General features: G+C 37.9%; 15 protein-coding genes and 6 pseudogenes. 12 read left to right on the forward strand and 9 right to left on the reverse strand.

Going from position 1 to position 22,104, the window contains the following annotated elements:
- Window positions 1–2 precede the first annotated feature (2 nt).
- Entirely contained in the window at window positions 3–632 is a 630-nt protein-coding gene (locus LZ575_RS05825; RefSeq protein ID WP_235329758.1) for a WbqC family protein, read from the forward strand.
- Here the strand turns inward: LZ575_RS05825 and LZ575_RS05830 are convergent.
- The 7 genes and pseudogenes from LZ575_RS05830 to LZ575_RS05860 form a co-directional block, all read right to left on the reverse strand.
- Window positions 629–1,441 (reverse strand): endonuclease/exonuclease/phosphatase family protein, encoded by an 813-nt coding sequence (locus tag LZ575_RS05830; protein ID WP_235330680.1) that lies wholly within the window; start codon window positions 1,439–1,441, stop codon window positions 629–631. The genes LZ575_RS05825 and LZ575_RS05830 overlap by 4 nt on opposite strands.
- 216 nt (window positions 1,442–1,657) lie before the next feature.
- Complete coding sequence (locus LZ575_RS05835) at window positions 1,658–2,560, reverse strand: rhomboid family intramembrane serine protease (protein WP_235330681.1); 903 nt, start codon at window positions 2,558–2,560, stop codon at window positions 1,658–1,660.
- Entirely contained in the window at window positions 2,560–3,303 is a 744-nt protein-coding gene (locus LZ575_RS05840) for a rhomboid family intramembrane serine protease (protein ID WP_235329760.1), read from the reverse strand. Before LZ575_RS05840 ends, LZ575_RS05835 begins: the two co-directional genes overlap by 1 nt.
- Window positions 3,304–5,169 (reverse strand): annotated as a pseudogene (gene mutL / locus LZ575_RS05845) (DNA mismatch repair endonuclease MutL).
- 7 nt (window positions 5,170–5,176) lie between these two features.
- Window positions 5,177–5,464, reverse strand: a complete 288-nt coding sequence (locus LZ575_RS05850) for a hypothetical protein (RefSeq protein WP_235329762.1) — start codon at window positions 5,462–5,464, stop codon at window positions 5,177–5,179.
- A 103-nt stretch (window positions 5,465–5,567) separates the two neighbouring features.
- Window positions 5,568–6,066: pseudogene (gene ribH / locus LZ575_RS05855) on the reverse strand (6,7-dimethyl-8-ribityllumazine synthase).
- Between the two features lie 3 nt (window positions 6,067–6,069).
- A pseudogene (locus tag LZ575_RS05860) lies at window positions 6,070–6,842 on the reverse strand (tetratricopeptide repeat protein).
- Window positions 6,843–6,988: 146 nt separating this feature from the next.
- Here LZ575_RS05860 and recF point away from each other — a divergent pair.
- From recF to LZ575_RS05875, 3 genes are read left to right on the forward strand one after another with little or no spacing between them, the layout of a single operon-like run.
- Window positions 6,989–8,068 carry a DNA replication/repair protein RecF gene (recF, locus tag LZ575_RS05865; protein WP_235329764.1) on the forward strand — a complete coding sequence of 360 codons (1,080 nt, stop codon included), beginning with the start codon at window positions 6,989–6,991 and terminating at the stop codon, window positions 8,066–8,068.
- Between the two features lie 10 nt (window positions 8,069–8,078).
- Window positions 8,079–8,516 (forward strand): lipocalin family protein, encoded by a 438-nt coding sequence (locus LZ575_RS05870; protein WP_235329766.1) that lies wholly within the window; start codon window positions 8,079–8,081, stop codon window positions 8,514–8,516.
- Complete coding sequence (locus LZ575_RS05875; RefSeq protein ID WP_235329768.1) at window positions 8,500–8,793, forward strand: DUF721 domain-containing protein; 294 nt, start codon at window positions 8,500–8,502, stop codon at window positions 8,791–8,793. Before LZ575_RS05870 ends, LZ575_RS05875 begins: the two co-directional genes overlap by 17 nt.
- Window positions 8,794–8,858: 65 nt before the next feature.
- Here the strand turns inward: LZ575_RS05875 and LZ575_RS05880 are convergent, their stop codons facing one another.
- On the reverse strand, window positions 8,859–9,278 hold the full coding sequence (locus LZ575_RS05880) for a nucleoside-diphosphate kinase (protein ID WP_235329770.1): 420 nt from the start codon (window positions 9,276–9,278) through the stop codon (window positions 8,859–8,861).
- Between the two features lie 314 nt (window positions 9,279–9,592).
- Here LZ575_RS05880 and LZ575_RS05885 point away from each other — a divergent pair.
- The 3 genes and pseudogenes from LZ575_RS05885 (at window position 9,593) to LZ575_RS05895 (ending at window position 12,303) form a co-directional block, all read left to right on the forward strand.
- Window positions 9,593–10,612, forward strand: a pseudogene (locus LZ575_RS05885) (DHH family phosphoesterase).
- A 73-nt stretch (window positions 10,613–10,685) separates the two neighbouring features.
- Window positions 10,686–11,171 (forward strand): gliding motility-associated peptidyl-prolyl isomerase GldI, encoded by a 486-nt coding sequence (gene gldI / locus LZ575_RS05890; RefSeq protein ID WP_311195998.1) that lies wholly within the window; start codon window positions 10,686–10,688, stop codon window positions 11,169–11,171.
- 4 nt (window positions 11,172–11,175) lie between these two features.
- Complete coding sequence (locus tag LZ575_RS05895) at window positions 11,176–12,303, forward strand: peptidylprolyl isomerase (RefSeq protein WP_235329772.1); 1,128 nt, start codon at window positions 11,176–11,178, stop codon at window positions 12,301–12,303.
- A 316-nt stretch (window positions 12,304–12,619) separates the two neighbouring features.
- Here the strand turns inward: LZ575_RS05895 and LZ575_RS05900 are convergent, their stop codons facing one another.
- Window positions 12,620–14,080 carry an aminoacyl-histidine dipeptidase gene (locus tag LZ575_RS05900; RefSeq protein ID WP_235329774.1) on the reverse strand — a complete coding sequence of 487 codons (1,461 nt, stop codon included), beginning with the start codon at window positions 14,078–14,080 and terminating at the stop codon, window positions 12,620–12,622.
- A 227-nt stretch (window positions 14,081–14,307) separates the two neighbouring features.
- On the opposite strand from LZ575_RS05900, the pseudogene LZ575_RS05905 reads away from it, so the two are divergent.
- The 5 genes and pseudogenes from LZ575_RS05905 to LZ575_RS05925 all read left to right on the forward strand — a co-directional run bounded on the left by LZ575_RS05905 (window position 14,308) and on the right by LZ575_RS05925 (window position 22,082).
- A pseudogene (locus LZ575_RS05905) lies at window positions 14,308–15,246 on the forward strand (DUF3810 domain-containing protein).
- 73 nt (window positions 15,247–15,319) lie between these two features.
- Window positions 15,320–18,299: pseudogene (locus LZ575_RS05910) on the forward strand (amidohydrolase family protein).
- Window positions 18,300–18,310: 11 nt separating this feature from the next.
- Window positions 18,311–19,621, forward strand: a complete 1,311-nt coding sequence (locus LZ575_RS05915; RefSeq protein WP_235329776.1) for an amidohydrolase family protein — start codon at window positions 18,311–18,313, stop codon at window positions 19,619–19,621.
- 179 nt (window positions 19,622–19,800) lie between these two features.
- Window positions 19,801–20,604: an RNA methyltransferase gene (locus LZ575_RS05920; RefSeq protein ID WP_235329778.1), complete on the forward strand. Its 804-nt coding sequence runs from the start codon at window positions 19,801–19,803 to the stop codon at window positions 20,602–20,604.
- A gap of 239 nt (window positions 20,605–20,843) precedes the next feature.
- On the forward strand, window positions 20,844–22,082 hold the full coding sequence (locus LZ575_RS05925; protein ID WP_235329780.1) for a M48 family metallopeptidase: 1,239 nt from the start codon (window positions 20,844–20,846) through the stop codon (window positions 22,080–22,082).
- Window positions 22,083–22,104: the final 22 nt, after the last annotated feature.

Below are 22,104 nucleotides of genomic sequence, written 5' to 3' on the forward strand. Positions count from 1 at the left end.
TTATGCACGGGACACTTTTGCATCTTCCCTATTTTGGACCTGTTACTCATTTTGCTGAAGTAGTAAATGCAGAACAGCTTTGGTTTGAAAACGACGATAATTATCAGAAGCAAACCTACAGGAACAGGATGTATATCTATGGGGCAAATGGAAAACTTCTGCTGAATATTCCAATTAAGCACCTTAATTCTCCCGGTGTAAAACAGCATCAGAAGTACCGGGATGTAAGGATGGAAAAGGATTTTGACTGGCAGAAACAGCATTGGAAATCCTTAAAATCAGCATACCAAACTTCGCCATTTTTTGAATTTTACGAGGATGATCTGGCTCCTCTTTATCATACCGATTTTGAGTTTCTGACGGACTTTAATTACCGATGTTTTGAAAAGCTTTGTGAATGCCTTCAGCTGGATATTCCTTTTGAAAAAACTTCAGAATATATTAAAGAACCCCTGGAAAAAAATGACAGGAGAGATTTGATCAATGCCAAAGTTGACAGTAGAACCCCGGCATACAATCAGGTCTTTCAGGAGAAAAAAGGATTTTTAAGTAATCTTAGTATTCTCGATCTGGTGTTCAATGAAGGGCCTAACACTATCAATTATCTAAGAGAATTATCTTTCCGGCCTTAGAGACTGATTTTTGCTTTAACAGGAAAATGATCTGAGTAGTGAACTTCTTCGGTCTCAAAAGAATTTACCTGCATAGATTCATCAACAAGTATAAAATCAATCCTGAGAGGAAAGAAATCAAAATCGAAAGTTCTCCCAAAACCACTCCCACCTTCTTTAAAGGAATCTTTTAAACCTCTTGCAAGGACTTCACGATAAATATAAGAATAGGCTGTATTATTGAAGTCTCCAAGCAGGATCACAGGATACGTAGACTCATCAATTAATTTAAAAACCTGTTCCATCTGGTCCTGTTGCTTGGCAAAGGTTTGTCCCATCCCAAGAAATACTCTTTTAGACTTTTCCTTTTCCAGGTTATTAAGGTCTGGCTTGAGGCTGTAGGATTGCAAATGAACATTAATTACTCTAATAGTATCTGTAGGAGTAGCAATATCAGCGAAGATTCCGTTGTTATTGCTAACAGTAGCAAAATCCAAAGATCCCGAATTTATTATGGGGAATTTGGAAAAAATTGCAAGGCCAAATTCTGCCGATTCTGTTTTCAGTTTTATATACCTGTGAGGAAATCTTTCAGCAACAGCCAGCTCTCCTCTAAAGTACTCCTGCATACCTATAATGTCTGGATCTTCTTCTTTAAAAAAGACAGTTATTTTTTCCGGTACATTTTTCTGTTTATCAAATCCATATTGATTGAACTGTCGAACGTTATAACTTATTATTTTAAGTTCTTCTTCAACAATGTCTTCATCTTCAAAAGCAGGGATTTCATAGATGCTGCTAAGATGGTTAAAACCCAGGAGCAATACCACCAAGGGCAAAAGGATTTGTTTTTTAAACCTCAATAGCCAGTAAATCAAAAAAGCAATATTAATAAGAATTAAAAAAGGTACTCCCAAACTAAGCACAGAGAGTAGAGCAAAGGTTCTGGGAGGAATGTATGGCAGAGCATAAGAAAATAAGAGGCAGGCAGCTAAAAGGATATTCAAAAAATAAACAAACTTGTCAAAAAAATTCAGATTCCTCATCTAATTTTCTTTACTAACCTGAAATAAAAAATCCTTTTCCTGCTTGGTAAGACTGTCGTAGCCACTCTTACTAATTTTATCGAGGATAGCATCAATTTTTTCCTGTTTCTCACTCTTGCTAAACCGTGTAGCTCTCGCCGTAGACGTGGGAGATTGTGCAGGCTTTCTATACACCGTCCTCATGGTAGATTTGTTCTTTTTCCCGCTATCAAATAATGAAAGGAAGGCACCGATTGCTTTCTCAAAACCTCCTGCTATATCATTTCCTCTTCCTAATTGCGAAGCATAAATATAACCGAATAAAGCACCTCCCAGGTGAGCCAGGTGACCACCGGAATTGCTTATAGGTATTTGTATCACATCCAGTAGAACAAGAAAAGCTGCAATGTACCAGAACTTGATACTCCCTAAAATGAGCAACCTTATTTTAAGATTTGGAACATGAGTTGCTATTCCTACAAGAACAGCCATTACCCCTGCTGAAGCTCCCATAAGATAAGATTTGCCTGTCCCCTGAAAGGCTGGAAACAAATTATAACTGAGCATATAAATTAAGGCCCCTATAATTACTCCCATAAAGTAAAAAGTTAGCAACTTCTTCGGAGAAAAATAGGTAAGAAAATAGATCCCCGCATAATACAGGATCAACATATTAGAAAGGATATGCCAGATACCGGAATGCAGAAAAGAATAAGTAATTATAGACCAGGGCTTAAGAATATACTCTCCGGGCTCTTTAGGAAAAACGAACCATTCCAGCAAAAAGTCTGAAGGCCACTGGAAAAGGAAGGCAATAGTTTTTGCAAAAAAGAAAAGAATAAAAATGAGAACGTTAAGCGCAATAAGTTTTTCAACAACCGTCGCTGTTTGCAGCTTATATCTAAACTTATCTGCAGTCCCCATTAATCCCATCTATTTTGATTAAATTGATTTTTCTTCCAGTACCACATCATTATAAATCCAAAGAGGGCTCCTCCAACGTGGGCAAAGTGAGCAATTCCTCCTCCAAATAATGAGTAGCCTGTGAATCCCGAAAATAAGTCAATTGCAATTAATATTGGAATAAAAATCTTTGCTTTTATTGGAATTGGAACAAACAACAAGAAAAGCTCTACGTTGGGGAATAACATCCCGAAAGCAACCAAAATCCCATAAATAGCACCTGAAGCTCCGACGGCCGGAGTATTAAAGGCTGTATACATTGAAGTTAGTGTATCCTTGGAAACACTTTGTAAAATTGCTGTTGAGTATTCTCCGGTTTCCAATAATTGCTGGATACCACCAGGAGTCATTCCTGCTTCCAGTAGAGTATTAACACCTGACTGCACGTGAAAATAATTTACAAGACTGTGAATTATTGCAGCTCCAATTCCGCAGGAAAAATAAAAGAAAAGAAACTTGTTCTTTCCCAGCATTTGCTCAATAGGACTACCAAATGCCCATAAAGCATACATGTTAAACAGGATGTGCATAAAACTCCCATGCATAAACATGTGAGTAATGATTTGCCAGAATCCAAAATTATCATTCTGGAAGAAAAATAGAGAGAACAACCTGTAAGTTGATTCTCCTACCATTAGGGTCCCTATAAAAAATATAACATTTACGATCAATAGGACCTTAACGGTCTCTGTCATTCTTCCCATTTATATGAATTTTTTTTCAAGTTCTTCTACTTAGCAAGGTAATAAAACCTAGGCTTGTTAAAAGGCGTTAATCCCGGTTCCTTACAGGCGAATAAACCATTTACAATATGTTGCTGTTCTGTTGTATTTAAGAGATTTCCCGATTTTACAGCCATACTCCTTGCGAGAGATTTCGCCAGTAAATCTGTTTGAGAAAAATTATTTCCCGGAATTTCATTTTCAAAGTCTGATAGAAGCTGCTCAAGAAGAATCTCCACCTCACTTTCTGAAACAGAAGTTGGTATCCCGGTAATTTCTACTGAATCTAATTTAATTTCAGAAAAAATAAATCCTGTTTGTTCCAGGGAATCTTTTATCCCTTTAAGTAAAGCAATTTCGTTTTGGCTAAACTGAAGTATTAGTGGAAATAACAATTGTTGACTTACTGCTGCTGAGACTGTTATGCTTTTTAGCAACTCCTCGTATAATATCCGGGTGTGGGCCCGGTGTTGATCTATCACCAGCATCCCGTTCTTAAGGGTGCTAATAATGAATCTCTTATTCAGCTGAAAAGTAGAACCGGAATTTTCTTCTATCTTTCCTGCATTGAACAAATTCCCTGTTACTTCCTCGCTTTCAAATTCTATTTCCCGAAGATCCTGATCTGTGCCAATCCTGTCGTTATTCAGTCCTGTATATAGACTTTCCCAATTTCCCGCATCTTTCCTAACCTGTTGCCCAAAACTAGATGAAAAACTTTTGCTTCCCCCTCCTTCTGTTTTAAAGGGATTAAAATTACGATCGACCTCTACCTTTGGTGTTGAAACAGGCCGTCTCTCATATTCATAAGGTGTATCGAGATTTGGATCCCTGTCAAAATCAAGGACCGGAGAAACATTAAATTGTCCCAGGCTGTGTTTAATGGAGCTTCTTAAAATAGCATACAAAGCATGCTCATCATCAAATTTTATTTCAGTCTTGGTAGGATGAATATTAATATCTATACTACCGGGATCTACCTGCAGGTAAAGGAAATAGCTAGGGTAAGCTTTATCCTTCAGCAAACCTTCAAAAGCAGCAGTTACAGCGTGATTTAAATATGGACTTTTTATAAACCTGTCATTCACAAAGAAAAATTGTTCCCCTCGCGTTCGTTTTGCAAATTCAGGTTTCCCTACAAAGCCCGAAATTTTTAAAATTTCAGTTTCTTCATTGACTAAGTACCAGTTTTTCATTAGTCTTACCTCCAAGTATATTGGTAATCCTTTGCCGATAATTTGTACCGGGTAACTGGAAGAGTTCGCTGGAATTATGAATAAGGGAAAAAGAAATTTGTGGATGAGCAAGTGCAACCCGTTGAAATTCATCAATAATATGCCTCAATTCAACAGTGTCACTTTTTAAGAAATTTCTTCTGGCCGGGATGTTATAAAAAAGATTTTTTACCGAGATCGAAGTTCCCGTTGCAGTTGTACAGGGCTCTTGAGACACTACTTCACTACCTTCAATCTTAATACAGGTTCCTATCTCATCTCCTGCTCTTCGGGTATTTAACTCCACATGAGCTATAGCGGCAATAGAAGCGAGTGCTTCCCCCCGAAAGCCTTTGGTGTTCAACCTGAAAAGATCTTCAGCAGAAGTGATTTTTGAAGTAGCGTGACGTTCAAACGAAAGTCGGGCATCAGTCATGCTCATACCCATTCCGTCATCTACTACTTTAATCAGTATCTTGCCTGCTTCCTTGATAAAAACCTGTATAGACTGGGCTTTTGCATCAATGGAATTTTCCAGCAATTCCTTTATAACTGATGCTGGCCGCTGTACAACTTCTCCGGCAGCGATCTGGTTGGCCACGTGATCCGGCAGCAAATGTATAACGTCATTCATGGACTGCTTAATTCGAAAAAATGGATAAATCGAAGTCTAATATCCATAAAACTATGAGCAGCAGGATAGCAATAATTATGACAACGCGATTATTTATTTCACGGTTACCCCTGTTCCTGCTCGCTCCCCGTGCGTCTGCCCATTGGGCTCCAAAATCTATAGAATTGGTGGTGTTCTTGTATTTGTTGAATTTTGAATCAAACTCATACATATTTCCCGTCTCCTTACCATTATAATACCTTGGGGTATAATTATAACGGGTATTCCTCCTGAGTTTATAAAAATTGATTTTCAAAATTGGTTGCTTTACAGATGTTTCAAATTTACTTAAAAAGCCACAGAAAATAAAGCTTGTCTAAGCAAAATAACAAAAGCAACAATAATGCCGAAGAGAGATTTTAAAAGCGGGCGTCTTTTCTAAGCTGAGCCATTTTAATGGCAGTTACGGCAGCTTCAGCTCCTTTATTGCCATGTTTTCCACCGGACTTAGTCTATTGCCTGCTGCATATTTTGATCGGTCAAAACGCAGAAGATTACCGGGGTATCGTGTAAAACATTCAAATCTTTTATCCCCTGGGTCACCCCCTGACATACAAAATCAAAATGTTTAGTTTCACCTTCTATTACACTTCCTATGGCAATAATGGCATCCAGCATGTCGTAACTCTCCTGCATTTTCTTACAACCGTATACGAGTTCGAAGCTTCCGGGAACATTCCAGCGAAGGATCTTTCGTTCCATTACACCATTTTCCCTTAAAACTTCGTAGGCTCCTTTAAATAAGCCTTCGGTAATATTATCGTTCCATTCTGATACTACGATACCAAAGCGAAAATCCTTTGCATCAGGGATTTTGTTTTTATCGTATTCAGAAAGATTTTTACCTTCAGTAGCCATAATTTATTTCATTGCCTGGGCACGCCCAAGATAAACAGGAACCTGATCTGCCTCAGGGCTTTCAGAATAATCATCTTTAATCCTATTCAGGTATTCTGTGGCCTGTTCGCCCTTTCCTAGTTGTATCGCAGTTATTGCCGCCTTAAGAAGGGCCTTTGGAGTTGTAAATTCATTTGATCTCATAGAAGCTGCCTTGTCATAGTAATTTAAAGCTTCTGCAGGCTGCTCTAATTGAAGAAAGGCATCACCAATTCCGGCTGTTGCCAAAGGTGCTAAAATTTCATCATCGCTTTTAAAATCTTCAAGATATTCTATTGCTTCCTGGTATCTGTTGGTACGCAAATATGCGAAACCTAAGCATAGTAGTTAGCAAGGTTTGCAGCATTGGTACTGCTATAATCTTCAATAATATCCAGAAATCCATATTTACCCTCACCTCCAGTAAGAGCCATATTAAATAAAGAATCACTTTGAGCTCCTGTACTTGCAATTGCAGTGTCAAAATATTCCTGAGCCTGGAACATTTCATTTGCAGCTTCTCTTTCATTAGGCTCCTGTACAAAGCGGTCATAAGCAAGGTATCCAAGGATAACTACCGCAGCTAATCCAATAATAACATAAATGTATTTTTGATTATGAGCAACCCACTCCTCTGTCTTATTTGCGCCTTCATCAAGGGTATTAAAAACTTCTGCGGTTGTGGAGTGATCTTCCACGTGTTGAGCTTGCTCCTCTTTATTAGCTGGTTTATGTCCTTTTTTCTTGTAAGTCGCCATAAAATCTGTTTAATGAGTGGCAAAAATAAAATTTTTATTCTTATTTAAAAGGGAATTTTTTTCTTATTTTTTAATATTTTCGGACCTATTCTTATACCTTTACTTTAAATGTTTACCGAATCTATAAAGCTGAATTACAGCATTTTATGTTTTTAAAATCCCTTTCCTTAGTCAATTATAAAAATTTTGATTCTGCCTCCTTTGATTTCGATTCCAAAATAAACTGTTTGGTAGGTCATAATGGTGTAGGTAAAACCAATGTGCTGGACAGTATATATCACCTGTCTTTTGGGAAAAGTTATTTTAACCCCATCACGAGTCAAAATATTAATCATGATGCAGATTTTTTCGTGATTGAAGGCTCTCTTCAAAAAAATGACAGGGAAGTACATATTCTTGTTAGCGCGAGGCGTGGAAACAAAAAAATTATAAAGCGCAATAACAAGCCCTATGAAAAATTCAGTGAACACATAGGCTTTATTCCGGTAGTTATGATCTCTCCCGGGGACAGGGATCTTATTTTAGAAGGTAGTGAAACCCGAAGAAAATTTATAGACGGTGTAATTTCCCAAAGTGACCAATTATATCTTAACTCTCTTATACATTATAATAAAGTGGTTGCCCAAAGAAATGCGCTGCTTAAATTTTTTGCAGCCAATACTAAGTTTGACAGAGATACCCTGGAAATCTATAATGGGCAAATGGCAGAAGCCGGAAACCTTCTTTTTAGCAGAAGAAAAGCTTTTTTAAAAGAGTTTATCCCTATCTTCAATACCCGTTATGCTGAAATTACCAATGGGAAGGAGAACGTAAGTATAGACTACAAAAGCAGGCTATTCGAAAAACCAATTGGTGAATTGCTGGAGGAAAATTTACAGAAGGATATGGTGCTGCAGTACACAAGTGTGGGGGTACACAAAGATGATTTGAGTTTTGAAATTGAAGGGCATCCTATCAAAAAATTTGGTTCCCAGGGACAGCAGAAATCTTTTTTAATTGCACTAAAACTGGCGCAATTTGATTTTATTAAGAACATCAATAAGGCGAATCCTATTTTATTACTTGACGATATATTTGATAAACTTGACGAACAACGGGTTTCCCATATTGTCGCTCTTGTGGCCCAAAACGAACTGGGGCAGATCTTTATAAGTGACACTCATGCCGACAGAACAGAAAAGGTAGTAAAAGAGAGTAACCAGTCGTATAAGATCTTTAAGTTGTAAATATCAAAAAATGAAAAAATTACTGATCCTTTTTGTTTTTCCACTGCTGCTATTGGCCTGCAATGATCAGAGCCCTGAGGAACAGGTAAAAAATCTGGAAGGATATTGGGAGATCGAACAGGTAGAGTTTCCCGGAGATTCTTTGAGAACCTATAAGTTCAATGAAACTATAGACTATTTTCAGGTAGATGGAAAAGTTGGCTTCAGAAAAAAGGTAAGGCCCCAATTTGACGGTTCATACCAAATTACCGATGATGAGGAACAAATCGAATTAAAAATTGAAGAAGACGAACTTTTTCTTTACTATACTACCCCATTTACCTCCTGGAAAGAAAAAGTATTAAAAGCCGAAGAAGATGAAATGGAATTAAAAAACGAGCAGGGGTTAATTTACCATTACAAAAGATTTACACCTCTCTTAAACAATAACTATGAAAAGGAACAATGACAATATTACTCTAAGCGAAGCATTAAAAAATTTTGTTTTAGAAAATAAACTGGAAAAAGGATTAGATAAGGTAAATGCCAGGGATGTATGGACACAACAGATGGGACCTGCTATAGAAAAGTACACAACCTCCTTAAAACTGGAGAGAGATACATTATATGTCCAGCTAAGTTCTTCAGTTTTGAGAGAAGAATTAAGTTATGGAAAAGAAAAAATAATTAGAAACCTCAACGAAGCTCTGGGGAAAAATTTAATAAAAAAAATAGTTTTACGGTAGTTCTTGAGTATCCCATAAAAAAACCCGCTCTAAAAAGCGGGCTTTTTGTATAAATTTTATAAGACTTAGAACATCTCTCTACCTGAGAAATGAAAAGCAGATTCTATTCTGGCATTTTCATTACTGTCACTTCCGTGCACAGCATTTTCACCAATAGAAGCCGCATATTTTTTACGAATTGTGCCTTCAGCCGCTTCATCAGGATTGGTAGCTCCAATTAAAGTCCTAAAATCTTCAACAGCATTTTCCTTCTCTAACACAGCTGCAACTATTGGCCCGCGTGTCATATATTCTACTAATTCCCCAAAGAAAGGTCTCTCTTTGTGAACAGCGTAGAAAATCCTGGCATCATCCTGCGTCATTTGTGTTAACTTCATTGCCACAATTCTAAAACCTGAAGAATTGATCTGTTCCAGGATAGCACCTATGTGTCCCTTTTCAACCGCATCGGGTTTTAGCATTGTAAATGTTCTATTTGTAGCCATTTTGTTTTTTTTAAATTTGGTGCAAAAATAACCAATAGAAACCTTTGTGCAAGGCTTTTAAGGTTTTTTAATTCCTGCGCAGGCTGCTCTTAACCTGCTCCCAGGTTCTACGTTATAAAACTTAATTTTAGAAGTATTAATTTATTTAGGTACAAATAAAACTATACCTCCACCCTTTCACCAGTATACTCCCTCTCTCTACTTTTCAAACCCATTATTGTTTAATTATGATTAACAACTGAAAATCGTTTCAAACCAAAAATAAGCTAGCCTGCTTAACACAAGTATTTTTAAATTGTATCTTTGACCCCAGTATGATAGAACAAAGTATATTAGAGATTACCTCTGCCCTTTCACAATCTAATAAAATAGTCATTGTACCTCATAAAGGACCCGATGGTGACGCAATGGGTTCCTCTCTTGGGCTATATCATTTCCTTAAAGACAAGGGCCATACCACTCACGTCGTTGTGCCTAATGACTTTCCGCATTTCCTTAAGTGGCTGCCCGGGCAGGAAGGAGTCCTCAATTATGAAAATGAGAAAGAAGTTTGTAATGAACTTATTTCTAATGCCGATATTATTTTTACCCTGGACTTCAATATGCTGGAGCGTGCAGGCGACCTGGTAGAACCTCTAAAAGCAGCGCAGGCTACTTTTATAATGATAGATCACCATCCGGAACCATCAGATTATGCAGATCATACTTATAGTGATGCACAAATGAGTTCCACCTGCCAAATGGTGTATAAATTTATTCAGAAGTTAAGAGCTTTAAAACATATAACTCCAGAAATTGCAACCTGCCTTTACACTGGAATTATGACAGATACTCTAGCTCTTTTAGATATCGTTCCACATCCAGTGACACTCACAGGGTGATAGCAGATCTTATAGACAAAGGCGCAGATAATACTGCAATTCACCAAAATGTTTTTGACACTTTAACACATAGTAAATTACATTTACTTGGAGTGGCCCTACAAAATCTAAGGGTTAATAAAGAATATCGCACTGCCTACATCACATTGTCCCAGGAAGAACTTGACTAAGCATAATTTTAGAAAAGGAGATACTGAAGGTTTTGTAAACTATGGTTTATCCATGGAAGGAATTATATTTGCAGCCATTTTTATTGAACATAAAACCGATGGAATAGTGAAGATGAGCTTGAGATCCAAGGGGAATTTTTCTGTCAATCAGTTTGCCAGGAACCACTTTAACGGAGGCGGGCATTTAAATGCCGCGGGTGGAAAAAGCGATCTTTCTCTTGAAGCCACTGTTGAGAAATTTAATGAAATTCTCCCGCTATACCGTGAAGAATTAAGTCTATGAAAAAAATAAGCATACTAATCCTGTTAATTTCTTTATTTGCAGGCTGTAAATCTCCCGAAGCGAGAAGGCTTAGGTGACGCAATCATCGGGATCATTTATAAATGAATCTATAGAACGAAACCGCGAATTAGTAGCACGCGAGGAAGCAGAAATCCTGGAACTAATAGAAAAAGATTCTTCCAACCTTTATACAGCATCCAATAACGGCTTCTGGTACTTTTATAATAAGAAATCTACCGATTCCACTAATACAGAAACACCAGAGTTTGGTGATGTTGTACTTTTTGATTACAATATTACCGATATTGATGGAAATGTAATTTATGCTGAAGGAGAAATCCCTACACGACGCTATGCCATGGATAAAGAAGAACTCTTTGGTGGTTTACGGGAAGGATTGAAATTAATGAAAGAAGGTGAAATAATTACATTCATTTTCCCCTCACACAAAGCATTTGGCTACTATGGCGATAAAAATAAAATAGGAACCAACATTCCTATAATTACGAGAGTTCATCTCCATTCAATAACTGACGAAAGCAATATAAATCCTAATTAAAAAAATGAAAAAAACAAGTTTACTTATTGTATTTACAATGCTTCTTGGCCTGGTAGGCTGCAAAGAAGATTATCCTGATCTTGAAGACGGCCTGTATGCTGAATTTAATACCAATTATGGGACCTTCGTTGCTGAACTTTATTATGATGCAACACCCACTACTGTAGCTAATTTTGTGTCTCTTGCTGAAGGTAAGAGCCATAGTATGGTAGATAGCACTTATAAAGGAAAGAAATTTTATGACGGATTAGTTTTTCATAGAGTCATTAAAGATTTTATGATCCAGGGTGGAGATCCAACAGGAACCGGAAGCGGAGATCCTGGTTATAGATTTCCTGATGAAATCGTAGATTCTCTCACTCACGATTCTAAAGGATATTTATCAATGGCAAATGCAGGACCTGGTACAAACGGAAGCCAGTTCTTTGTTACTCTGGCCGAAACTCCATGGCTTAACGGAAGGCACACGATCTTCGGAAAAGTAGTACAGGGTCAGGAAGTTGTTGATAGCATAGGCCAGGTAGAAACCGGACCTCAGGATCGTCCTTTAAAAGATATTAAAATAGAAACTGTCAACATAATTCGAAAAGGAAAAGAAGCAAAGGACTTTAACGCTTCCCAGGTTTTTGAAGACAGATTGGCAAAAATAAAGGCTGATGAAGAAGAAGCAACAAAAAAACAGGAAGAAGCTAAGGCTGCAAATGCTGAAAAATATGCTTCTTTAAAAGAAGAAGCCGAAACACTTGAGAGCGGACTTCAAATTCACTATCTCGAAAAAGGTGAAGGACCAAAACCTGAAGCTACAGATATGGTACAGGTTTTATATGAAGGATACTTTGACGACGGAACTATTTTCGATACTAACAAAGAGGAACTGGCGCAGGAATTGGGAATATTTAATCCACAAAGAGCTGCCCAGGGAGGTTACGGTCCTATGACTACAGGTATAGGTTCAGATGCAGGAATGATCCCAGGGTTTAAAGAAGGACTACAACAAATGAGTGTTGGAGACAAAGCTGTTTTATTTATTCCTTCTCATTTGGCTTATGGTCCAGGTGGTGCTGGTGGAGTAATCCCTCCAAATGCCGATTTGATCTTCAACGTAGAAATGATAGGAATCGCAGAACAATAAAATATATTAGATTATTAAATTATATAGAAAAGGCTGGTTGAAAAACCTACTTTTTTTATTCTTATGTCTGAAGAATTTTAGCCACTAATGCACTAGTAATTTTATTAGGTCAGGGCATATTTCAGTTAGGAAAAAATCATAATGCAGAAGTGTAATTTGAAATAAACTATCTGAAAATTTAGTTCTGAAGAAGTACTACTATTTCAGATAAATATTTAGAAAGTTATCTAAATTTTCAAATTGAAAAGCCACCAATCCACGAATAAATTTTTATAAATATTAGTGCATTAGTGGCTTATTTATTCAGAAATAGTAATTAATTCTCAGGAATATTCTTTAGTATTTCCAATACGAACTCCCAGTATTTCTGAGCTGAAGAAATACTTGCCCGCTCATCAGGAGAATGTGCACCGCGAATTGTGGGTCCAAAAGAGATCATATCCAGGTTGGGATAATGTTGACCAATAATACCGCATTCCAAACCTGCATGACAGGCTGCAATATTGGCTTTCTCTCCATTCATTTTCTGGTAAAGCTCATCCAGAACTTTTAGAATATCAGAGTTTCTGTCGGGTGCCCAACCGGGATAATCTCCTGCCAGTTCTACTTCGTAACCTGCGAGCTCAAAAACTGATCTTAAACCGTTGGCAAGATCATCCTTTGAAGATTCTACAGAAGACCTGGTAAGGCATCTAATCTCGATTTTTCCGTTCTTCACCTCTACCCTGGCGACATTGTTTGACGTCTCCACCAAACCATCAATCTCCGGGCTCATTCTGTATACCCCGTTATGGGCAGCATAGAGCGCTTTCAATAATTGTTCCTGGGCCTGCATATTCATTACCAGATCCGGAATCTCTGTTTCTGTAATTACAATGTTCAGCTTTGGCTCTAAGTGAGCATATTCAGCTTTAATGGCTTCTGCAGCGTCTTCAATTTCAGCATTGAAAGCTTGAACCTGAAGATCATCAACCACAACCAAAGCTTCACTCTCTCTCGGAATTGCATTTCTTAGTCCTCCGCCGTTAATTTCCGTTATACGAAGCTCTAAATTTTCCGAAGCATTAAAGAGCAGCCTGTTCATCAATTTATTGGCATTTCCAAGGCCTTTAATAATGTCCATTCCCGAATGGCCTCCCTGTAGACCATTTACTATAACTTTAAAAGCTTTTACTCCGTCTGGTACTTCCTCTTGGTTATAAGCTCCTGAAGCTGTAACATCTACTCCTCCCGCACATCCAATTCCTATTTCATCATCTTCCTCTGTATCCAGGTTTAACAGGATCTCACCATTTAAAAATCCGGGTTTTAGTCCTTTTGCCCCGGTCATTCCGGTTTCCTCATCTATAGTAAAAAGTGCTTCAAGTGGAGGATGAGCGATTGAATCACTTTCAAGAATAGCCATTATTGTTGCCACTCCCAGGCCATTATCTGCTCCCAGGGTAGTACCTTTTGCCTTTACCCAATCTCCATCCACAAACATTTCAATACCCTGATTATCAAAATCAAACTGAGTATTGTTGTTCTTTTGATGAACCATATCCAGGTGAGACTGGAGGATTACAGCTTTTCTGTTTTCCATTCCTGAAGTGGCAGGTTTTTTTATAATCACGTTACCCACTTCATCCACCATTGTTTCCAATTGAAGATCGTTTCCAAACTTCTTGATGAATTCAATCACCTGTTCTTCTTTTTTAGATGGCCGTGGTACCTGGTTTAGGTCAGCAAACTTATTCCAAAGATTTTTTGGCTCAAGAGATCTTATTTCTTCATTCATACTCTGCTTTTTTTGATATCTTCACAAAGATATTGGTATTTAACAAAGCAGTAAAATTTGCGGGTCCTATATTAGTTTGTAATTTTAGCACGTGAAGAAATACGCAGGCCTCATTCTCGCAATTTTGTTACCACTGCAATACTTTGCAGTTAAAGTTATCTCGAATTATCCTCAATTCGTGGAGACCTGGTATAGCACTTAGCCTCTACCCTTTCATTTCCCAATTTATGAGGTACCCTCTGGGAGTACTGCCTTTTTCACTTGGAGATCTATTATATGCCTTCTTTATTTTTTCGATTTTTCGGTGGTTGTACCTCAGGTTCAGGAATAAATTTAAAAATCCGAGGAAATGGATCCTTGAGATCTTTGCTTTTGCGTCTATAATCTATGGTTGTTTTCACCTTTTCTGGGGATTAAATTACTACTAGCTTCCATTGCACAAGACTCTCAGAATAAAAAATGACTATAATACAGAGGAGTTGGTTGAACTAACCAGGACTCTTATAAAAAGATCAAACGAAGTGCAAATGAAATTGATGGGTGATGACAGTTTAAAAGTCCCCTATAATTTTAAAAAGAGCCAAATTTTAAAGAATACCATTGACGGTTTTGATTTTCTTCAGGAGGAATACCCAAAACTTACTTATAACGGAAAAAGCCTGAAGAGGTCTATTTACAGCATTCCTCTTACCTATATGGGTTTCAACGGATACTTAAACCCGCTCACCAATGAGGCGCAGGTTAATACCAATATCATCAAATACAAACTTCCAACTACAGCCAGTCATGAAATTGGCCATCAGCTAGGATTTGCAAAGGAAAATGAAGCCAATTTTATTGCCTGTCTTGCAACAATTAATCATCCTGATCCTTACTTTCGTTACTCAGGACTCACCTTTGCACTGCGCTATTGTCTAAATGAGTTATACGCACGGGACAAAGTCCAGGCCGATGCTTTGTTGAAGACCATTAACTTCGGAATAATGGAGAATTACAGGGAAGTGCGGGAATTCTGGGCCCTGCACACAAATCCTTTTGAACCTATTTTCCAGTACAGTTATAACGGATTTTTAAAAGCAAATAATCAAAAAGAAGGTATGAAAAGTTACAGTTATGTTGTTGCTCTCCTTGTAAATTACTTTGATGATGTAGAAAATGCTTTCTAAAATTTTCGTTTAGATTCTTTAAAATTCCTTAAATTTTCGCCTTTTTTCAGCTAAACAAATAACCCATAAGTTCATGAGATTAAAATTATTCATGTTCACCCTTTTTCTTGTCGGGGTGAATTTGCACGCCCAGGATTACTTTCCGAAGAATGATGGCGTCAAAACAAAGAATACAAACTACACCGTATTTGAAAATGCCAAAATTCACGTCGATCCTTCTACCACGATAGACAATGCTATGTTTGCAGTTAAAGAAGGAAAGATAACTGCCATAGGAAAATCTATTGATGTTCCACCAAACAGCGTGAGGATAGATCTAAAGGGTAAAGAGGTTTATGCATCATTTATAGATCTTTATAGTGAATTCGGGATCCAAAAACTTCAACGTGTAAGCAATAATTCAAACCAGCCCCAGTATGAAGCTGCAAGAGAAGGTTATTATTGGAATGACCATCTTAGGCCCGAAACTGATGCGGTACAACATTTCAGCTTCAATAAAGAAGAAGCTGAAAAATATCACAAAAGCGGATTTGGAGTGGTCAACACCCATGTACCCGATGGAATTATAAGAGGGACAGGTGTCCTTGTCGCTTTGAATCCTGAAGGTACAGAGGGAGACAGAGTACTTTCTGATCGATCTGCTCAATATCTTTCATTTGATAAAAGCGTCCTGTCAAGGCAGTCCTACCCTACTTCTATTATGGGAGCAATGGCTCTAATTCGTCAAAGCTATATGGATGCTGAATGGTATTCTAAAGGAAATTCCCAGAATAAAGATCTCGCATTGGAGGCATTGAACCGAAACAAAAGCCTTGTGCAAATCTTTAAGACCGACAATTTACTGGATGCATTACGTGCCGATAAAATTGCCAAAGAATTCAACCTGAATTACGTGATCCTTGGTAGCGGAAATGAATATGAAAGAATAAATGAGGTAAAAAATTCAAATGCCACCTTCATTATTCCTGTAAATTTCCCCGATGCTTATGATGTGGAAGATCCTTTTATGGTTGATTTCATTAGTCTTCAGGAAATGAAGCGATGGAACCAGGCACCTGCCAATCTAAAAATTCTTGCACAAAATAATGTTCCTTTTGTGATAACCTATAATGGTTCAAAAGATGAGAAGACTTTTCGTGCCAATCTTTTAAAGGCAGTGGAAAATGGACTTGACAAGAGTAAAGCACTTGCCGCTCTTACTACGGTACCAGCAAAAACACTTGGAAAAGAAAATACCCTTGGTACCTTAAAACAAGGTGCATGGGCAAATTTCATAATTACCTCTGGTGACCTTTTTGATGAAGAGACTGTTATTTACGAGAATTGGGTACAGGGACAACTGGCAATTCTGGAGAACATGAACACTGTAGATCTTGCTGGTACATACAATTTGAAAGTGAATAACAACAATTATGAACTTAAGATTACGGGGAAACCTACTTCCCCTAAAGCCGAAGTAAAACAAGGAGATACTAAAATTCAGTCAAAACTTAATTATGCTGATGGCTGGATGAATTTGATGCTAACCTCCACATCTGACGATTCTACAAAGACTGAATTTACACGATTGGTTGCACAAGTTCGTGAGAGTTCAAATACCATAAAAGGTCGCGCTATTTTGCACAACGGAAGCGAAACTTCATTTACTGCGGAAAAAACACAGACCAAAGAAGAAGCCAAAAAAGAAGATGAGGAAGAAGAGAAAAAAGCAATGGAAATAGTTGCAGTTTCTTACCCGAACATGGCTTACGGTTTTGCTAGTTTACCACAACCTGAAAATATTCTGTTTAAGAACGCTACCGTTTGGACTAATACAAACGAAGGAATTCTCGAAGGAACAGATGTTAAGGTGAGAGACGGAAAGATATCGAAGGTTGGAAAGAATCTTAACGCAGGAAATGCGAAAGTTATTGACGCCACCGGGAAACACCTAACTTCCGGAATTATTGATGAGCACTCCCACATTGCCGCTTCAGCAATAAATGAATCTGGTCACAACTCCAGTGCAGAGGTGACTATGGAAGATGTAGTAGACCCTACTGACATTAATATTTACAGGAATCTTGCAGGAGGAGTTACAACCGTACAGTTACTGCACGGTTCTGCTAACCCTATTGGTGGAAGGTCTGCTATTCTTAAACTTAAATGGGGTGGTTCTGCTGATGATCTAATTTTTAAAGAAGCGCCAAAATATATCAAGTTTGCTCTTGGAGAAAATGTGAAACAATCAAATTGGGGCAGTAACAGCTAGGTTCCCGCAAACCCGGATGGGAGTAGAACAGGTGTTTACAGATTATTTTACCCGCGCAAGGATCTACGAACAGGAAAAGAAAAACAACAAGAACTACAGAAAGGATCTGGAAATGGAAACTCTTGTAGAGGTCCTAAACGGAGAACGTTATGTAACCAGTCACTCTTATGTACAGAGTGAAATTAATATGTTAATGAAAGTTGCGGAAGCCTTTGATTTCAGGATCAACACCTTTACCCATATTCTTGAAGGCTATAAAGTGGCCGATAAAATGAAAGAACACGGGGTGGGTGCATCTACTTTTTCTGACTGGTGGGCCTATAAATATGAAGTAAATGACGCAATTCCTCATAATGCTGCAATTCTTCACAATGCAGGAGTTACTGTAGCAATTAATAGTGATGACAGCGAGATGAGCCGCAGACTTAATCAGGAAGCAGCGAAGTCTATGAAATATGGTGATATTTCTGAAGAAGAAGCCTGGAAATTTGTCACTCTTAATCCGGCAAAATTGTTACACATAGACCAATACGTGGGAAGTATAGAACCTGGAAAGCAGGCAGACCTTGTATTGTGGAGCGATCATCCCCTTTCCATCTATTCCAGAGCCGAAAAAACTTTGGTAGAAGGCGCAGTTTATTTTGATGTTGAAAAAGATGAACAGCTTAGGGAAGAGATTGCAAAGCAAAAAAATAAGTTGATCCACCAAATGCTGGAAGCAAAAAATGGAGGAGCTACTACAAAACCTGCTACAAAAAAAGAAGCACAACACATCCACTGTAACACTTTGGAAATTCACTAAAAATGAGAGCAATGAAAAATTTTAAATATAAGGTTACCCTGGTAATGTTGCTTGTGGCCACAGCTGTATTCGCACAGCAAACTCCCGCACCTAAACAAACTGAAGCAGTTACTATTGTTGGAGCAACAGCACATCTTGGAAACGGAAAAGTTATTGCAAACAGCCTGATCATTTTTGAAGATGGAAAACTAACTCAGGTGCTGGATGCCCTTACTACCAAAATGCAATACAGAGGAAATGTAATAAATGCCGAAGGAAAACACGTTTATCCCGGTTTTATTGCACCAAATTCCACGCTTGGTTTAGTGGAAATATCATCAGTAAGAGCTACAGATGATGAAGATGAAATTGGAGATATGCTGCCTCACGTAAGAAGTTTAATTGCTTACAATGCTGAAAGCAAGATTGTTGAAAGTATGAGGCCGAATGGAGTTTTAATTGGACAGATCACTCCGCGGGGAAGCACTATTGCTTGTACTTCTTCAATTGTTCAATTTGATGCGTGGAACTGGGAAGATGCTGTAATTAAAAAGGATGACGGTATTCACCTTAACTGGCCCAACAGTTTTACCAGTGGAAGATGGTGGGAAGGAGAACCACGGGGAATGAAGCCCAATAAAGAATATCCAGTAGAAGTTGCAGAAATCACCTCCTTCTTTAAAAACTCACGGGCATATCTTGCCGGAGGCCAGAATGCTATTCATTTGCCCTATAAAGCAATGGGCCCGGTATTCGACGGCACGAAAAAAGTTTTTGTACACGTAGATGGGGAAAAGGAAATTCTGGATGCAATTCAGTTCAAAAAGGAACAAAATCTTGAGAATTTTGTGATAGTTGGAGGGAATGACGCTCACAAAGTAGCAGATCAATTAAGAGAAAACAACATTCCGGTGCTTTCTAAAAGGCCACATACCACACCGGACCAGGATGACGACGACTATGACTTCTCCTATAAAAGCGCACGTTTACTTGTTGAAAAAGGGGTATTAGTGGGACTGGAAAGTAGCGGGGCAATGGAAACTATGAACACCAGGAACCTTCCCTTTTATGCAGGTACCGTTGCTGCCAGCGGTTTGGATAAGGAAGAAGCTTTGAAGCTCATTACCTCCAATACCGCCAAAATTCTTGGCATCGATAATATTGTGGGCACGCTGGAAGCAGGAAAAGACGCTACTCTTTTTATAAGTGAAGGAGATGCTCTTGATATGAGAGGGAATGTACTCGTTAAAGCCTGGATCCAGGGCAGGGAAATTAGTCTGGACAGCCACCAGACAGAATTGTATGAGCGGTATTCTAACAAATATCAGTCCAAGAAAAAATAGTAAGCCTAATACCAAAGTCTCTAACGAAACTGCCTGAAAATTCCTGAAATTCGTCATCCTGAATTTATTTCAGGATCTAACTTGTAAAGGCTATACATAATTGGAAGCTGAAACAGGTTCAGTTTTACGAAAGCAGATTTTCAGGTAGTTTCTTCCTTTAAAGCAATTATTTTAGCTGTATGATCAAAAACATTTCAAGTCTTAGCAATCCAACTATAAAAAGGATCCTTCAGCTTCAGGAAAAATCACGACAAAGAAAAAAGGAAGGAGTTTTTGTTGTTGAAGGAATAAGAGAAGTTGAACTTGCTACAAAAGGTGGATATGACGTTACAGATCTTTTTTTTTGTTCTGAATTATTTCCTTCTGAAAAACTGGAAGGTCTAATAAGTAATACTTCTGAAAAACCGGAAATAACTGAAATTTCAGCTGATGTTTACAACAAAATCGCATACCGCGGAAGTACAGAAGGTTTACTTGCTATAATTAGAAACCGGGACCTGAGTTTAAAAAATCTTCAGCTAAAGAATAAAAATCCGTTGATCCTGGTGGCCGAGGCACCGGAAAAGCCCGGGAACATTGGTGCCTTACTAAGAACAGCCGATGCAGCTGCAATAGATGCGGTACTAATTGCCAATCCAAAAACAGATCTTTTTAATCCTAATATCATCCGTTCCAGTGTAGGATGTGTTTTTACAAATGATATAGCAACTGGCACAACTTCAGAAATTATTGCTTTCCTGCAGGAAAAGCAAATAAACATTTATGCTGCTGCCCTGCAGGCCTCAAAATCATATACCCTAATTGACTTTACAGCTGCAAGCGCCATAGTGGTTGGAACTGAAGCAACAGGATTAAGTAAAGAATGGCTGCAGAGTTCCACTCAAAACATTGTCATCCCGATGCAGGGGGAAATTGATTCTATGAACGTTTCTGTCGCTGCAGGTATTCTCATTTTTGAAGCTAAACGGCAAAGAGGGTTTTGAACTACGAATTTTTGAAAGATAAGTACGAACTGAAAAGATTTGGATAATTTCTATTGACAAATATTCCAGCAAAAATCTCACCTGACAAAAAATATTTGGATTAAAATTTGATTATGCTATGATTGATCTTAGAGCCCTAAAAACCTTTCTCTTATTTAACGTATAGTGCGCAGAGGAAGTAAATTAAGGAACGTTAGAAATACCTTGAACCTTAAACCCCGAACTTTAAACTTTAAATCTTGAATCCAGAAACTCTTTTCTATATAATTATTTTCATAATTGTTATTGATTTTGTGATTGATAAAATTGTGGAGGCATTAAATGCCAAACATTTTAGTGACCCTATTCCTAAGGAACTTGAAGACGTATATGATGAGGAAGAATACAAACGATCCCAGCAGTACAAAAAGGAACGTTACCGCTTTGGTTTGGCATCTTCAGTATTTTCTTTTTTATTAATGCTTGGCTTTCTCTTATTTGATGGCTTTGCCTGGGTAGATTCCATTGCACGGAATATTTCAGATAATCCTATTGTCATAGCTCTTATTTTCTTTGGAATTATAATGCTGGCGAGTGATATTCTTAGTTTACCTTTTTCCTGGTACAGCACTTTTGTCATAGAAGAAAAATATGGTTTTAATAAAACTACCAAAAAGCTATTCTTTCTGGATAAATTAAAATCCTGGGGTTTAATGATTGTTGGTGGTGGTGGAATCCTGGCGCTAATTGTTTGGTTCTATCAATGGGCAGGAAATGATTTTTGGTGGTATACCTGGATTGTCGTAAGCATTTTTACTGTTTTTGTAAATATGTTCTACGCCAAATTGATCGTGCCGCTATTTAATAAGCAAACACCGCTTCCCGAAGGATCGCTACGGGAAAAAATAGAAGCTTATGCAGATAAAGTTGGGTTTACCCTTCACAATATATTTGTAATAGACGGTTCTAAAAGAAGTACCAAAGCCAATGCGTATTTTCCAGGTTTTGGTAAGGAAAAACGTATTACTTTATATGACACCCTCATTAATGACCTTGAGGAAGAGGAGATTGTAAGTGTCCTGGCGCATGAGGTTGGGCACTATAAAAAGAAGCACGTGATCGCGAACCTTGCTGCGGCAGTTATTACAACAGGTTTTACTTTGTGGCTGCTTTCAGTTTTTGTGGGGAATCCTCTGCTTTCACAGGCATTGGGAGTAAATGAACCTAGTTTTCACATTGGTTTGATTGCCTTCGGAATATTGTATAGTCCTATTTCAGAAATAACAGGACTTCTCATGAATTATCTGTCAAGAAAATTTGAATATCAGGCCGATGATTTTGCTAAAAATACCTACAATGAAAACGCCCTGATCTCAAGTTTAAAAAAGCTCTCAAAAACCAGCCTTAGTAATTTGACTCCGCATAAGGCATATGTATTTTTACACTATTCTCACCCGCCATTATTGCTGCGGTATAAAAACCTCAAAGGAAGTCTTTAGTTGTTTCTTTACAATCTTAATC

Source organism: Antarcticibacterium sp. 1MA-6-2 (genome assembly GCF_021535135.1).
Lineage (GTDB): Bacteria > Bacteroidota > Bacteroidia > Flavobacteriales > Flavobacteriaceae > Gillisia.

What these genes read in the sequence shown, in the direction of transcription:
- LZ575_RS05825 (WP_235329758.1), top strand. Translation starts at nt 3, where the DNA reads ATGCACGGGACACTTTTGCATCTTCCCTATTTTGGACCTGTTACTCAT.
- LZ575_RS05835 (WP_235330681.1), bottom strand. Translation starts at nt 2,560, where the DNA reads ATGGGGACTGCAGATAAGTTTAGATATAAGCTGCAAACAGCGACGGTT.
- LZ575_RS05840 (WP_235329760.1), bottom strand. Translation starts at nt 3,303, where the DNA reads ATGGGAAGAATGACAGAGACCGTTAAGGTCCTATTGATCGTAAATGTT.
- recF (WP_235329764.1), top strand. Translation starts at nt 6,989, where the DNA reads ATGTTTTTAAAATCCCTTTCCTTAGTCAATTATAAAAATTTTGATTCT.
- LZ575_RS05870 (WP_235329766.1), top strand. Translation starts at nt 8,079, where the DNA reads ATGAAAAAATTACTGATCCTTTTTGTTTTTCCACTGCTGCTATTGGCC.
- LZ575_RS05875 (WP_235329768.1), top strand. Translation starts at nt 8,500, where the DNA reads ATGAAAAGGAACAATGACAATATTACTCTAAGCGAAGCATTAAAAAAT.
- LZ575_RS05880 (WP_235329770.1), bottom strand. Translation starts at nt 9,278, where the DNA reads ATGGCTACAAATAGAACATTTACAATGCTAAAACCCGATGCGGTTGAA.
- LZ575_RS05895 (WP_235329772.1), top strand. Translation starts at nt 11,176, where the DNA reads ATGAAAAAAACAAGTTTACTTATTGTATTTACAATGCTTCTTGGCCTG.
- LZ575_RS05900 (WP_235329774.1), bottom strand. Translation starts at nt 14,080, where the DNA reads ATGAATGAAGAAATAAGATCTCTTGAGCCAAAAAATCTTTGGAATAAG.
- LZ575_RS05915 (WP_235329776.1), top strand. Translation starts at nt 18,311, where the DNA reads ATGAAAAATTTTAAATATAAGGTTACCCTGGTAATGTTGCTTGTGGCC.
- LZ575_RS05920 (WP_235329778.1), top strand. Translation starts at nt 19,801, where the DNA reads ATGATCAAAAACATTTCAAGTCTTAGCAATCCAACTATAAAAAGGATC.